11 protein-coding genes are annotated in these 13,745 nt (G+C 63.5%); 5 read left to right on the forward strand and 6 right to left on the reverse strand.

Going from position 1 to position 13,745, the window contains the following annotated elements:
- Nucleotides 1–16: 16 nt before the first annotated feature.
- The 4 genes from FHS94_RS11745 to FHS94_RS11760 all read right to left on the reverse strand — a co-directional run bounded on the left by FHS94_RS11745 (nt 17) and on the right by FHS94_RS11760 (nt 3,852).
- Nucleotides 17–1,060, reverse strand: a complete 1,044-nt coding sequence (locus tag FHS94_RS11745) for a rod shape-determining protein (protein ID WP_184058054.1) — start codon at nt 1,058–1,060, stop codon at nt 17–19.
- A 238-nt stretch (nt 1,061–1,298) separates the two neighbouring features.
- Nucleotides 1,299–1,454, reverse strand: a complete 156-nt coding sequence (locus tag FHS94_RS11750; protein WP_184058057.1) for a hypothetical protein — start codon at nt 1,452–1,454, stop codon at nt 1,299–1,301.
- A gap of 159 nt (nt 1,455–1,613) precedes the next feature.
- Nucleotides 1,614–2,153 carry a pseudouridine synthase gene (locus tag FHS94_RS11755; protein ID WP_184058059.1) on the reverse strand — a complete coding sequence of 180 codons (540 nt, stop codon included), beginning with the start codon at nt 2,151–2,153 and terminating at the stop codon, nt 1,614–1,616.
- A gap of 79 nt (nt 2,154–2,232) precedes the next feature.
- A complete protein-coding gene (locus FHS94_RS11760) occupies nt 2,233–3,852 on the reverse strand; it encodes an NAD(P)/FAD-dependent oxidoreductase (RefSeq protein ID WP_184058061.1) in 1,620 nt (539 codons plus the stop codon).
- Nucleotides 3,853–4,659: 807 nt separating this feature from the next.
- Between FHS94_RS11760 and FHS94_RS11765 the strand changes: the two genes are divergently transcribed.
- From FHS94_RS11765 to FHS94_RS11780, 4 genes are all read left to right on the forward strand, one after another.
- The gene (locus tag FHS94_RS11765; protein ID WP_343055261.1) at nt 4,660–5,226 is read left to right on the forward strand and encodes a hypothetical protein; all 567 of its coding nucleotides are present in this window, start codon (nt 4,660–4,662) and stop codon (nt 5,224–5,226) included.
- 162 nt (nt 5,227–5,388) lie between these two features.
- Nucleotides 5,389–5,700, forward strand: a complete 312-nt coding sequence (locus FHS94_RS11770; protein WP_184058063.1) for a hypothetical protein — start codon at nt 5,389–5,391, stop codon at nt 5,698–5,700.
- A gap of 84 nt (nt 5,701–5,784) precedes the next feature.
- The gene (locus FHS94_RS11775) at nt 5,785–6,474 is read left to right on the forward strand and encodes a hypothetical protein (RefSeq protein ID WP_184058065.1); all 690 of its coding nucleotides are present in this window, start codon (nt 5,785–5,787) and stop codon (nt 6,472–6,474) included.
- 279 nt (nt 6,475–6,753) lie between these two features.
- A complete protein-coding gene (locus FHS94_RS11780; protein WP_221234736.1) occupies nt 6,754–8,508 on the forward strand; it encodes a histidine kinase famiy protein in 1,755 nt (584 codons plus the stop codon).
- Between the two features lie 81 nt (nt 8,509–8,589).
- Here FHS94_RS11780 and FHS94_RS11785 read toward each other — a convergent pair whose 3' ends face one another.
- Nucleotides 8,590–9,630, reverse strand: coding sequence for an NAD-dependent epimerase/dehydratase family protein (locus tag FHS94_RS11785; protein WP_184058070.1), 1,041 nt, complete (start codon nt 9,628–9,630; stop codon nt 8,590–8,592).
- Nucleotides 9,631–9,958: 328 nt separating this feature from the next.
- On the opposite strand from FHS94_RS11785, the gene FHS94_RS11790 reads away from it, so the two are divergent.
- Nucleotides 9,959–12,847 carry a TonB-dependent receptor domain-containing protein gene (locus tag FHS94_RS11790; protein ID WP_184058072.1) on the forward strand — a complete coding sequence of 963 codons (2,889 nt, stop codon included), beginning with the start codon at nt 9,959–9,961 and terminating at the stop codon, nt 12,845–12,847.
- 57 nt (nt 12,848–12,904) lie between these two features.
- Here FHS94_RS11790 and FHS94_RS11795 read toward each other — a convergent pair whose 3' ends face one another.
- Nucleotides 12,905–13,732: a DUF4336 domain-containing protein gene (locus FHS94_RS11795; RefSeq protein ID WP_221234737.1), complete on the reverse strand. Its 828-nt coding sequence runs from the start codon at nt 13,730–13,732 to the stop codon at nt 12,905–12,907.
- Nucleotides 13,733–13,745 lie beyond the last annotated feature (13 nt).

The raw sequence follows: 13,745 nt of genomic DNA on the forward strand, positions 1-13,745 counted from the left end.
CCACGGATCGAAGCCCTCACGTCGTGCTCATCAGACCATCGTAAACGGGATCTTCCAGCGCACGGCCCGCCCCAAGCGCTACGGCAGCAAGCGCGTTCTCGGCAACGGTGATTGGCAGACCGGTTGCGCGGGCCAGGACGCCGTCGATGCCCCGCAGCAGCGATCCACCCCCGGTCATGACGATGCCCCGGTCGCAAATGTCCGACGCCAGTTCGGGCGCCGTTTGCTCGAGCGCAACGAGGACGGTTTCAACGATCTGATTGACTAGGTCGGCGATCAACCCGGCGATATCCTGCTGGCTCACCTCGATCTCGCGCGGGATGCCCGCCACCGTGTCCAGGCCGCTGACCATCATCACGTCGCCGCGACCGTCTTCCGGCAGGTGAGCGATGCCGATCGTGAACTTGATGCGCTCCGCCGTCGCCTCGCCTACCAACAAATTGTGCCGCCGACGGATGCTGGACACGATTGCTTCGTCGATCTTGTCTCCGCCGACCCTGGCAGAGTTGCTGTATGCAAGTCCGCGCAGGGACAAAACGGCCACCTCGGTAGTGCCACCGCCAATGTCGACAATCATTGCACCGACCGGTTCGGTCACGGGAAGGCCCGCTCCGATAGCCGCAGCCAGGGGTTCCTCGATCAGCATCACGCGTCCGGCCCCCGCGCTCGATGCAGCCTGCCTGATCGCCCGGCGCTCAACCTGGGTTGCGCCGGACGGTATGCAGATCGCGACGGTCGGCCTGCGCCGCAGCTTGCTGGAACTCCCCTGGGCTTTTCGCATGAAATGGCCGATCATCTGCTCGGCCACATCAATATCGGCGATCACGCCATCGCGCATGGGCCGTATCGTCTGCGTGCCCTCCGGCGTTTTGCCCATCATGAGCTTTGCCTCTGCGCCGACTGCCCGAACCTTGATGGTGCCGTTGATCGTCTCAAGGGCCACAACTGAAGGCTCATTCAGCACAATGCCTTGATGCCGGAGGTAAACGATCGTGTTTACCGTACCCAGGTCGATGGCCATGTCGCTCGCGGTACTATCAAGGAAGCGAGGCAAGCGCATTCGAATGTGATCCAATCGGATAAGAGCAATTTGAAAGAGTGAGCGGCGGCTTGGGCCCCGCTGTCGCGGCCGTCAACGAAAGTCGAAGACCACTTGCGTCAGGGCGGTTCGGGGGTCTGCCGGGCCGCTGTTGAACAGCGCTGTATGTGCGACGAGAGGCGGTCACCCGACCTAGCCTTGGCACGCTCAGGTTGCCGCGGGGCGAGCGTTGCCCGAAGAACTTGACCGATGCTGGCGCTCAGCTCGCGCGTTTGGCCTTGTGCTCGGCCAACAGCCGGTCGAGCTCCTCGATGCGGAGCCGTTCCGGCGTGCCTTTCGCCAGGCCCTTCAGGCGGCACTCTGCCCACAGCTTTTTGCGCTCGGACTCCAGCGCCTTGAGGTACAGGTCAGCCATTGATCATCTCCTTATGCCGACCTTCAAAGGACGGCCGCGCCCTGTGGCCGGGCTCCTTAGCCCCTTAAAAGCGTGCTTGCACTCACTTGCCGAAGGTCCCGTTGCCTTTCCAGAGGTCCGGCATAAGCTCGTTAGGCAGTCAGCCGGAACACTGCGGTCTCAGGCCCGCTTCCATTCTCCAGGTGCCAATCCGTCGAGCGTCCAATCGCCGACGCTCCACCGTACCAGCCGCAAGGTAGGGTGACCGATCGCGGCAGTCATCCTGCGCACCTGGCGGTTCCGCCCTTCGCTGATCGTCAGCGTCAGCCAGCAATCAGGTACGGTTTTTCGGAAGCGGACCGGAGGATCGCGAGGCCACAGGGCGGGTGGGGCAATGCGCTCCGTCGTGGCGGGGCGGGTAATGCCGTCCTTCAGGAGAACGCCGCGTCGCAGCGTCGCGAGCGCGGCCTCCGTCACATCGCCCTCGACCTGAACGAGGTAGGTCTTGGGCAGCTTGTACCGAGGGTCAGCGATCCGCGCCTGCAAGCGGCCGTCATCGGTCAGCACAAGCAGCCCCTCGCTGTCCAGGTCTAGCCGACCCGCCGGGTAGACGCCGGGTACGTCGATAAAGCCGGACAAGGTCGGGCGGGCAGTCTCCGACCGTTCGTCCGTGAACTGGGGCAGCACGCCAAATGGCTTGTTGAACAGGATCAATGTCATCGGGTGTGCACGCAAACGGCTCGCACCCGGGTCAGGCGCGCCGGGCCTGCAGCCTGGTGCAAGGCTGCGTGTGGGATCTTCACGCGGGGCGGCACAGGCTGGTGGCTACCGCCTCGGCGACCTTGATGCCGTCCACTGCCGCCGACAGGATGCCGCCAGCATAGCCCGCCCCTTCGCCAGCGGGGAACAGGCCGGCCGTGTTGAGGCTCTGGAAGTCCGCCCCGCGCGTGAAGCGAACGGGCGACGAGGTGCGTGTTTCGACGCCGGTCATCACCACGTCCGGGTGATCGTAGCCGGGGATCTGGCGGCCGAACACCGGCAGCGCTTCACGCATGGCCGCCACGGCGTAGTCGGGCAAGCATTCGGCCAGGTCGGTTGCCTGCACGCCAGGACGATAGGAGGGGACGACAGACCCGAGCGAGGTAGACGGGCGTCCTGCCAGGAAGTCACCCAGCCGCTGCGCTGGCGCCTTGTAGCTCGATCCCCCAGCGACAAACGCCTCGCGTTCCCAATGCCGCTGCAACGCCAGACCGGCGAGCGGGTCGCCGGGAAAGTCGCGTGCCGGATCGATCGCCACGACGAAGCCGGAGTTCGCATTGCGCTCATTGCGGCTGTACTGGCTCATGCCGTTGGTGGCGACGCCGCCCTCTTCCGACGTCGCCGCGACGACGGTCCCGCCGGGACACATGCAGAAGCTGTAGACGGTACGCCCATTCGAGCAGTGATGTGAGATATGATACTCGGCCGCCCCCAGTACCGGGTGGCCGGCATTGGCTCCGAACCGCGCCTGGTCGATCCAGGACTGAGGATGTTCGATACGAACGCCGATCGAGAACGGTTTGGCTTCGACGTGGACGCCCGCCTCGTGCAGCACCCTAAAGGTGTCGCGGGCGCTGTGACCGATGGCGAGCACGACCCGCTCGGCTTCCAGGTAATCACCGTTTTGCAGGTGGATCCCGCGAATATGGCGCACGCCGTGCGGGTCGAGTTGCACGTCGATCCCGTCCACCCGGGTGCCGAACCGATATTCGCCGCCCAGTTCCTCGATCGTGGCGCGCATGCTTTCCACCATCGTGACCAGGCGAAAGGTGCCGATATGCGGGTGGGCTTCGGTCAGGATCTCCGGCGGCGCACCGGCTTTTACGAACTCGGTCAGCACCTTTCGATCGAGGTGGCGCGGGTCCTTGATGCGGCTGTAAAGCTTGCCGTCCGAGAAGGTGCCCGCGCCGCCTTCACCGAATTGAACGTTCGACTCCGGGTTCAGGACGCTGCGGCGCCAAAGGCCCCAAGTGTCTTTGGTGCGTTCGCGCACGACCTTGCCGCGATCCAGGATAATCGGGCGAAAACCCATCTGCGCAAGGATCAGCCCCGCGAACAAGCCACATGGGCCAGCCCCGATCACGACTGGCCGGGGCGTGCCCGTTCGCGCCGCGGTTACGTGGCGGTAGCTGGTATCGGGCGTTCGCTGGAGATTACGATCCTTGCTGTGCCGGGCGAGCACCTTCGCTTCATCGCGTAACGTTAGGTCCACCGTGTAGACGAGGAGGATGTTCGATTTGTCGCGGGCGTCGTGCCCCCGACGCACGACCTGATGGCGGACGATGTCGCGCGGGGTGATGCGCAACCGCTTAATGATCGCGGCAGGCAGCGCCTCGTCGGCATGGTGGAGGGGCAAGGTCAGGTTGGTCAGGCGAAGCATTGAACCCGATGTAGTTCGGCTTCGGCATGGCGCCAACGCCATATAGTCCGTTAAGTCAGGTGGTTGAGTATAGCGCGCGCCAAGCTTGGCCGGAGATCCGCCGTACCAAGGCCAACGGGCCAAATCAGCAGTAGCTAGTCGCGCCAAGGATCACCTCGCGCACTGCCGCCCATCGCTGGGGACCACCTTGATCATCGAATGTGCCAGTAGCGAATTGTCCGCAAGCCGAGATCTCGTAGGCTGGGTCCGGGCTCAATGTTCCGGGACAACGTGGCAGTAATGAACTCGATGACCGGCCTGGGTAAGCCAACTATGCTACCCGGCACAGCGCGGGCGACAGGTACGTGAGCCGTGATCGCGACAGATGCCGGCAAGCCCGTTCGGCCGCACGCTGGCGACGGCATAAGGCCGAGGGTTTGTGACGCCTGCCAACGAACACAACGGCCGATCAAGTTCGCACGTCGGCGCACAGGAAGCTGCGTCAGTTGCTGCTGCCGTGGTCGGGGACGGAACCTTCGGCAGCTTCCTGCAGGTGCTGCAGAATGACGACCGCGCAACGGAACAGCAGCGGCTTGTCTCACCAGAGGGGATCTAGTTGACTGGAGGAAGCGAGCCATGCGCTCCGCTTTCGCGATAGCGCGGCTTCGTCGCGCAGCGTTGGTCGTACGACCTTCCACGGAGGAGGCCTTGGCCCTCGGCTTGATCCTCGCTTAGAGGCGGGCTCTAGAGGTGTTCATGACAACAGATACATCGAGGAAGTCTGCTGGCGAATGGGCGGGCGTTCTGACGCGAACGGGCACAAGCCGTGTGTTGCGCGTGCTGGCCTGCTCGACTGCGGTGCTGATGAGTGCTGCCGCGACGGCTGGTAGCTATGCGACGCAGGATGTGGCCGGTTGGATGGTCGCCGCGAGCAAGGACGGGCACGGCTGTTTCGTGACAAAGACCTTCAATCGCACCGGAGCGACTACCGTGCTTCTTGGCCTCGATCGTAGTGGCGGGAACCGTTTGTCGGTGCTCAATTCCAACTGGTCGATCAAGCCGAAGGATAGGCTCAAACTTGATTTTGCCTTGTCCCACGGCGCGTACCCAAAGCATTTTGCCATCGGTATAGCGTCTGACGACAAGCAAGGGTTTGTCACGAATTTCGAGGCACAGTTCCTCGCCTATTTTGCGAAGTCGGAGTTCCTGAACATCGCGCGCGGCGATGTGCCGGTCGAGCGATTGAACCTCGCCGGCAGCGGCCCGGCGACCGTTGAGCTCAAGAAGTGCGTAGCTGCTCAGCGGGCCCCGTCGAGCACGGACGAAACAGCCCCGGACACGGGCGATATTCCCACCGACCCGTTCGCTCCCCGATCACGCGAGCCAAAGGGCTAGCGGCCGGTTCGTCGCTTTGCGGTGAGGCGACCAAGAATCGGGACGACTTTTCACCGCTTTTCGGTCCGGCGGAGAAGATGCACAGTCCAGCAAAACCGGATTGTGGAACGAAGTCTGCTCAGCTTCTTTGTTTCAGTTGGTTAACAACGTGTGGGAAGAGTGATGTCTGTTTTTGCGTCCAAATATGTGTCGGTCTTGATGATCACGGCCGGCGCGGTCAGCCTTGGCGGCTGCGCTACCAAGGGCTATGTGCGCGAGCAGATCGCGCCGGTGAGCCAGCGCGTCGATGCGCTCGAAACCCGCCTGCAGGAAACTGATGCGACGGCCAAGTCGGCACTGACCGGGGCGCAGGCAGCATCCACGCAGGCACAGGCCAACGGCCAGCGCCTGGATCAGCTGACCGGCCGGGTGGACGGCGTCGAACAGCGGCTGACGGTGCAGGAGCAGAGCCGCGCTCGGCGGCCACGCCACTGATTGCTCACCATCAATAACGACAAGCTGCGTATGACTTGGACCGGCCGCTCTACCGAGCGGCCGGCTCTATTGAGTGCTGAATAGATGATCCTTCTTTTGCGGGCGGCAGCTGCGCTCTCGCTGATCGTTCCAACTGCGGCGTTCGCGGACGCGGCGAAAACCCCGAAGTCGAAAGCGCATACGGTGCAAGCAGCGCCGGCGATCGTGGCGTCGGACACAGCAGCACGCATTGCGAGGCTGGTGGTCGCCTCCGGGGACAATCAGGGGCTACCCTGGGCGGTGGTCGACAAGACGAACGCTGCGCTGTTCCTGTTCGACCCTGCAGGCAAGCCGATTGCCGCGGTGCCAGTCCTGATTGGAATCGCCCCCGGCGATGAAGCAAGTCCCGGTGTCGGCAGCAAGAAGCTTTCCGACCTCGGTCCGGCCGAGAAAACTACCCCAGCCGGCCGCTTTCTGGCTAAGTTCGGTCTCCCGGTGGGCGGAGAAAGGGTCCTCTGGGTGGATTACGCCACATCGGTAGCCCTGCACCCGATCCCGAAGGACGTCGGCGCCAAGGAAAAGCGGCGCGCCCGCATGCTGTCGCCGGAAGCGGACGATAACCGCATCACCTTCGGATGCATCAACGTTCCCAAAGCCTTTTACGGCAGCTTGTTGCGCCCGATGTTCCGACGAAGGGGGGGCTATGTTTATGTGCTGCCCGATACCAAGTCGGTCGACGAGGTATTCCCGCGATTGCAGGCCGAGGCGGCCATGGGGAGTACTGCCGGCATGTAGCCAGGGAGTCCGCAACGCGACAGGGCTCGATAACGGGGCACCGTAGAGCCGACGAAACAGCTATGGTGAGCCGCCTCAACGACGTTTCTGGTGCCGCAGCTATGCGGAATGGTAGGTGAGCTTCACGAGGCGAGATCGTTGTGGGGGCGTGCGCGGGTCACGCCACCAGTCGGTTTGGCACCTGCGCTGCTGACTGGGGAACGTGCGCGGGACCTTTTGCCGCGTCTGAAACTTATGGTGTGAGCAAGGGAGGATTCCCGCTATTGCCGCGTTGCAGCGTTGGGGATCTTCGTGGACGAGAATGAGCAGCTTCACCGGCAGGATGACGCCGGACGGGGACAGAGCACCGGAGTGCCTGCGGAAGGCGCCGCGGACGTTGGTGCCCGCGAACCTATCGAAACCCGTGGGCTGCACCATTGGCGTGAGGCCACGATCACAAAGCCGGGGCTCGACGACCGAGGCGACGTGTTCTTCGCTGCGATCGAGATGACGCGGATGCCGATGATCCTGACGGATCCGCATAAGCCCGACAATCCGATCGTGTTCGCGAACAAGGCCTTTCTCGACCTGACCCTTTACGAGGAGTCGGAGGTCCTGGGCCGTAACTGCCGCTTCTTGCAGGGTGCCCAGACGGATCGCGAACTGGTCGATCAGTTACGCGACGCCATCAGGGCCAATGAGTCGATTGCGCTGGAGATCCTGAATTATCGCCGCGATGGAACGCCGTTCTGGAACGCGGTGTTCATCGGGCCAATCTACGACACATCGGGAAATCTGCTTTACTTCTTTGCCAGCCAATTGGACGTTACCCGTCGGCGGGAAAGCGAAAAGGCATCGGCGCAGGCACAGAAGATGGAGGCTGTGGGGCAACTCACTGCCGGGCTCGCGCATGATTTCAACAACCTTCTTCAGGTCGTGAACGGCAATATCGAGCTGGCAACCACGCGTGCAACCGACGACCGGGTTCTCCATTACCTTCAGAGTGCAAGGGGGGCAGCGGAGCGTGGCGCCAAGCTGACGGGGCAACTGCTTGCCTTCGCGCGCAAAACCAGGCTCGATCCGCGCCCCGTCGATGTCAGCGCCTGCATCAACGACTTTGCCGTCATGATGGAAAGCGCGATCGGCAAGCAGGTGGAACTGCATCTCAGCCTCCGGCGCAATCTGCCGCAAGCGGTGCTGGATCCGCAGCAATTCGAAATGGCTGTGCTGAACATCGCGATCAACGCACGCGATGCCATGCCGCAGGGCGGGGTGGTCGAGGTTGTGACCGGCAAGGTTCACCTAAACGGCAATGCTGCGGCACGAGGGCTTGCTGCCGGAGATTACATCTCGATCGAAATCAAGGATCAGGGGCACGGTATGCCCCCGCACGTCGTGGAGCGGGCGATTGAGCCATTCTTCACGACCAAGGGGACAGGGAAGGGGACCGGCCTCGGCCTGGCCATGGCATCAGGCTTCGTGCAGCAATCCCGCGGCCGGTTGGAGATCGAGAGCGAGGTAGACCGCGGCACCACGGTGCGAATGCTCTTCCCGGTTGCTGCCGCGGAAAGCAGGCCGCCACAGGAGCCAGAGCGAAAGGCGATACTGGCCAGGCCTGACGACCTCGTGCCGTCCGAGCATATCCTGGTGGTGGAGGACAGCCCGGACGTGCTGGCACTGTCACGGGAGATCCTCGAAGAGGTTGGTTACCGCGTTTCGGTGGCGGAAACCGGGGAGGCAGCGTTGGACCTGTTCAAGACAATGCCGCCGGGGTCCGTCGACCTGCTGTTCACCGACCTGGTGATGCCTGGCGGGATCAACGGCATCGTGCTCGCAGACAAGATCGGCGCGATCGATCCTGACCTGCCCGTGTTGATGACGACAGGCTACAACGAGGATCTTGTCATCGAGGGGCCGAAGGCGTCAGGCCTCGACGTCCTTGGCAAGCCGTATCGCCGGACCGACCTGCTGGATCGCGTACGCCAGGCGCTCAACCAGCGTGGCGCGACTGGGCAGCGGCGGCGTCAATCGGAATACGGATCTGCCGAGGAATAGCGTTCGTGCCTGCTGAAGGAGCGCCGGGCCCGCACAGGACAGGTCCTCCTTCCTGCGGTTTTCCGCCGCTGCCGGGCGGGATCAGCGGTGCTCGATAAAAGGGATTAGGCGTCCGGCTTGCTGGCGCTCGATGGCGCGGATCATCGCGTTGACGGGATCCACATCCTCGCTGAAGCCGGCCAAGCGGATCTTTGTCATGTCGGAGATTACATCGGCTTCGGTGCCGAAGATGAAGTCGCCAAAGCCCCAGCCAACGGTCCTGGTAAGATCGGGTTCTACAAGGTCGCTGGCCATCGCCTTCCAGACGGGCTCCAATGCCGGCATGTGTGTCGCGAGCGAGAACGGGATCGGCTCTCCCACCCCTAGCCGGAAATGCTCGGCGACCTTCTCCCACATACGCCGCCAACGGAAGGGCGGATGCACATAGTTGAAGGCCTGCCCCGCCGCCTGCTTGGCCGTCGCCGCCCAAAGGCTTGCTCGCGCCAGGGCATGGGCATCCGTCACCTGGGCGAGACAGTCGTCATAAGTAAGCCGCGATCCGGGGAAGCGAAACGCCGCGCCGTCGGCAGCTGACAGCGCAGCATAGGCGCCGATCACCGTGGCGATGTTCATGGCGTTGCCGGCGGCGTCGCCCACGACGACATCCGGGCGCAGGATGGACCAATCCGGCCCACCCGCGGCGCGGCGCCGCTGCAGTTCGCGTTCCTGGGTGAAGTAAAAGTTCGGCCCGATCGGACGCGGGTTCTCGTCCTCGTAAAAGGGCGTCGTCACCGGTCCCAGGTGGACGCCATAGACCTTTGCGCCCTGATAGAGCACCACCCGCTCGACCGGTGCGCCGACCGCCTTTAACCCGTCAAGCAGATTGCGCATCATGGCTGAGTTGCGCTTGTCCTCCTCGGCCAGGCCGCCGCCTGGACCATAGGCCGCGTAAAAGACGTGAGTGACGTTGCGCGCGCCGGCCAGGGCTGTTCGCGTCGCCTCGGCATTGTTCAGATCTGCAACGATGTCTCCTTCCCTGCGCGAGAGCGCGAGCCCTTGCCAACCCGGCGTCCGGGCAATTTCCTCCAGCAAAGCCTTGCCAATTATGCCACCCGCACCGGCAACAAGAGCGATCTTGGTCAAGCTTCTTCTCCGGGAACGCTGGGTTGATCAGCTTGAACGATTTCGGTCGGGAGACCGTTCAACACGGGTGACTGAAGGGCGAGTATCAAGCGGCCCGGGTAAGCGTCGTAGCCGCCAGAGATAGCCATGCCATGGCGCTATCCCGACGCGGGCTCGGACCTGACGGGGCAGCAAAGCTGCACCATTCTGTGTTCGTCGCGCAACATGGTTTCACACATTGCATGTAGGACTTTGCAGTGCAGCAATATGCGGCTGTTCGTCACGCCTGCTTCATGGTTAACTTTCCTCATGCCGTCGGGATCGGCGGTTCGAGAAGAGGGGACAGACGATGCAACGCTTGGATTTGCTGGTCCGTGGTTCGAGTGCCGCGATCATCGCGGGCCTCGTGTTCGCGTCGGCACCCGCATTAGCCCAGATCGCAACCGATCCTCAGACGCCGACAGCGCCCGCCGCAATCGAGGCGCCCCCGGAGGACGTGGTGGTGACCGGGTCGCGCATTCGCCGCGATCCTACTGACCAGCCCTCGCCTGTTGTCACGGTGGACGAGAGCGCCATTGCCAGGACCGGTCTGTCCAACATCGCCGACGTGTTGCAGCGGCTGCCGGCCTCATCGGGCGGGCTGAATTCGAAGTTCAACAGTTCGGGCAACTTCGGAAACCCGCCGGACGGTGGTGGCGTCGGCGCGGGCTCGGCGGTGCTGGACCTGCGCTATCTTGGACCAAAGCGTACGCTGGTCCTGGTGGATGGGCTGCGCTTCGTGAATGGTGCTTCCGCAAGCGGCATTCCCGCCACCGTTGATCTTAATTCCATCCCCTCATCAATGATCGAGCGGGTGGAGGTGCTGCAATCCGGCGCGTCGCCGCAATACGGATCCGACGCGATCGCGGGCGTGGTCAACATCATCACCAAGCAGAACCAGAACGGCCTCAGGGCGTCGGCACAATATGGCCAGTTCCTGGGCGACAATGACGGCGAAACGCAGGACTATCAGCTGAGCTACGGCTTTGGCAGCCAGGGCGTGCATATCGTCGCCGGCGGCTATTATACCAAGCAAAAGGCGGTGAGCGCGACGGATCGCGATATTTCGCAATTCCCCAATCCCGGCCAGACAAGCTGCGCGGACGAGATCGGGGGCTGCTCCAGCTTTACGCCGCTCGGCCGTTTCCTGGTCAACGGCCAGAACCTGACGCTGCGTGGTCCGGTGATCGGCCGGCCGGTCGTCTATGACCCGACGCTGGCGACCGGAGACTTCAAGGCCTTGACGGCCGCCGATCGCTACAACTTTGCGCCATTCAATTACTTCCTGACGCCGGTCGAACGATATGGCGGCTTCGTCAACGCGCGCGCTGAATTCTCCGACGCGCTGAACCTGCGGGTAAAGGCGTTGTACAATCGCCGGAATTCGCAAAACCAGGCCGCTTACCTGCCGCTCGGCATCGGGCCGGATGTCGGCAACGGCAACCTGCTCGACACGCTATCGGTCGATGCCACCAACCCGTATAACCCGTTTGGCGTCACGCTGACGCCGGGCGGCAACTACACCGCGATCTTCCGTCGGCTGGTAGAGGCGGGGCAGCGGACCTATTCGCAGAACGTCGATACGATGTCGCTGACCGGCACGCTCGACGGCCGGTTCGAGATGCTGGGCCACAACTGGTATTGGGACGCAAACGCCGTGTTCGGCTTCAACGATGCCCGGCAGCTGTTCACCGGCAACATCAACTCTGCCCGGCTTGCCCAGGCGATCGGCCCGGTCAACCAGTGTACCGGCCCCTGCGTTCCGTTCAACTTCTTTGGCGGCGTGGGATCGATCACTCCTGAAATGCTCGGTTTCATCGGTTTCGACGAACGCGACCGGAGCCGGCAGGAATTGAACGACTATACCGCCAATCTGTCGGGCGAACTGTTCGACCTGCCCGGCGGCCCGGTCGGTCTCGCGGTCGGCTATGAACACCGTTACCAGTTCGGCAGCTTCACACCGGATCCCGTGATCCAGGCGGGCCTAGGTGCGGACATCCCGGCCCAGGCCGCACGGGGCAGCTTCAACGTGGACGAGGTCTATGCGGAGGTTCGGGTACCGATCCTGCGCGACTTGCCCGCTTTCTCCTCGCTCGAGCTCAACGGCGCGGTACGCCATTCCAACTACTCCACATTTGGCGGCAACACCGTGTTCAGTGGTGGTGCGCTGTGGAAGCCCGTCAGCGACCTGCTTCTGCGTGGCCAATATGCAGAATCGCTGCGAGCGCCCTCGATTGGCGAGCTGTACGGCGCTCAGTCCCGCTTCGACGCGACAATCAATGATCCCTGCACCAGCGCCACGGGCGGCCTGTTCCAGTCGAATGCCACCGTACGTGCCAATTGCGTCGCGAACGGCGTGCCGGCCAGTGGCAGCTATGCAGAACCGCAGAACGGCCAGCTGCCGGTTCTGACCGGCGGAAATCAGGACCTTCAGCCCGAAACCGCGCGCACTCTGGTGTTCGGCGGCGCGTACAGCCCACGTTGGGCACGGGGCGGCACGCTGTCGGCGCTCAGCCTTGAGGTGAACTATTACGATATCAAGGTGAATGGGGCGATCGCGGCCATCCCGGCCCAGGTGCTGCTCAGCCGGTGCGCGCAAGCGGGCGACGCGCTTAGCTGCGCCGCCATCACCCGAGCACCGAGCGGGATCGTGACTGCGATCAACGGCCTGCTGCTCAACACGGGCGGCATCCGCACCAAGGGTATCGACGCGACCTTGACCGTGCGCAGCGGCGACACCGGCGCGGGCCGGTTCGGGCTGTATGTGTCGGGCAACTACCTGCTGAAATATGCCGAGCGCACCCCCTCTACCGAGGGCTTCACCACCACCGAATACAAAGGCACGGAACGCGGCGCACCGGACCAGGCCTATCCGCACTTCAAGGGGCTTGCGACGATCGACTGGGCGCTGGGTCCGGTGACCGCGAGCGTTACCGGGCGCTACATCGACAACGTCGCGGAGATCCCGGTCGATGAGAACGCGACGGCCAATAAGCTGAGGAGCCGCCTCTATGGCGACGTCCAGCTGCAGTTCCGGCCAAGCTGGTTCAGTACGGGCCTGGCACTGACGCTGGGTGTCAACAACGTGTTCGACAAGGACCCGCCTGCCTGCTTCAGCTGCAGCCTCAACAACTTCGACCCGACAACCTATGACATCCCTGGTCGCTTCGGGTATGTGCGCTTGTCCTACGGGTTGTAAGCTATGCGGCCGCAGATCCCGGAAGGGTCTGCGGCCTCAGCAACGCGCGCAAGCGAGCTAGATCAACCAGGCGAAGGCGCTTCTCAGCTTTGCGGCCCCATTCTTGTCGAATGGGCGGCCATGCGCGAAAATCACCCGTTCGGGCTCCAGCGCCACGATCGCGCGTATCGCCTCCTCCGTCTGCGCCCCGCCCAGCCGGATCGGCACGCGCAGGTAGCGCGCCGTGGTCCCGCGTGTCGCAGCGGCCGCCCGCATCAGCACCCGCGCAACCGGCCGCAGCTTTTCAGGTTCAAGGTTTTCGATCAGGTCGACGAGTACCAGCGTCCTGGTTGGGCGGTGAAGGAACCACGCCTCGTTGAAGCCTGCACCCGCTTCGACGATCCCCTGGTCGAGTGTGCCCGCCCACTCGGCTGGCGCCCTGTCGCTCAGTTCGGCATCGATCCGCACCCCGGCCGCCTGAACCTGCGCCCGGTCCCGCAGCCCCGGCACCGCCCAGGTCTTTGCATCGGGATAGGCGTGCTGCCAGTCGGCCAGGAACGTCCAATGCGCGACATTAGGCGCGACCAGCTGTCGCACCCGCCCGAGCTTCTCGACAGCCTCGGCAAGCTGGGGTGAGAACTGCGTGGGTGAATGCAGCACCAGGTCGCCGTCCCCCAGCCGGAAGATCGTCATTCGAACGGGCAGCGTCAGTCCCATCGCATTGATAGGCCCGCTGTCCACGACCCATACACCCTCCGCGACAAGTTTAGGGGCATCCAAGGGCGGATAGGTCGATTTGTCCCGAATGCCCGGATCCGATGCTCGCGAGTTGCGCGCCCAGGCCCACGCTCCCGCTGCAAGGCCGACGCTTCCCGCCAACATCAGCCCCTTCGATCGTGTGCGCATGATAACGCTCCTG

The sequence above is a fragment of the Sphingomonas aerophila genome (genome assembly GCF_014199305.1).
GTDB classification, from domain to species: domain Bacteria; phylum Pseudomonadota; class Alphaproteobacteria; order Sphingomonadales; family Sphingomonadaceae; genus Sphingomonas; species Sphingomonas aerophila.

Coding starts and splice junctions, on each gene's coding strand:
- FHS94_RS11770 (WP_184058063.1), top strand. CDS start 5,389: ATGTCTGTTTTTGCGTCCAAATATGTGTCGGTCTTGATGATCACGGCC.
- FHS94_RS11750 (WP_184058057.1), bottom strand. CDS start 1,454: ATGGCTGACCTGTACCTCAAGGCGCTGGAGTCCGAGCGCAAAAAGCTG.
- FHS94_RS11775 (WP_184058065.1), top strand. CDS start 5,785: ATGATCCTTCTTTTGCGGGCGGCAGCTGCGCTCTCGCTGATCGTTCCA.
- FHS94_RS11790 (WP_184058072.1), top strand. CDS start 9,959: ATGCAACGCTTGGATTTGCTGGTCCGTGGTTCGAGTGCCGCGATCATC.
- FHS94_RS11760 (WP_184058061.1), bottom strand. CDS start 3,852: ATGCTTCGCCTGACCAACCTGACCTTGCCCCTCCACCATGCCGACGAG.
- FHS94_RS11795 (WP_221234737.1), bottom strand. CDS start 13,732: ATGCGCACACGATCGAAGGGGCTGATGTTGGCGGGAAGCGTCGGCCTT.
- FHS94_RS11755 (WP_184058059.1), bottom strand. CDS start 2,153: ATGACATTGATCCTGTTCAACAAGCCATTTGGCGTGCTGCCCCAGTTC.
- FHS94_RS11745 (WP_184058054.1), bottom strand. CDS start 1,060: ATGCGCTTGCCTCGCTTCCTTGATAGTACCGCGAGCGACATGGCCATC.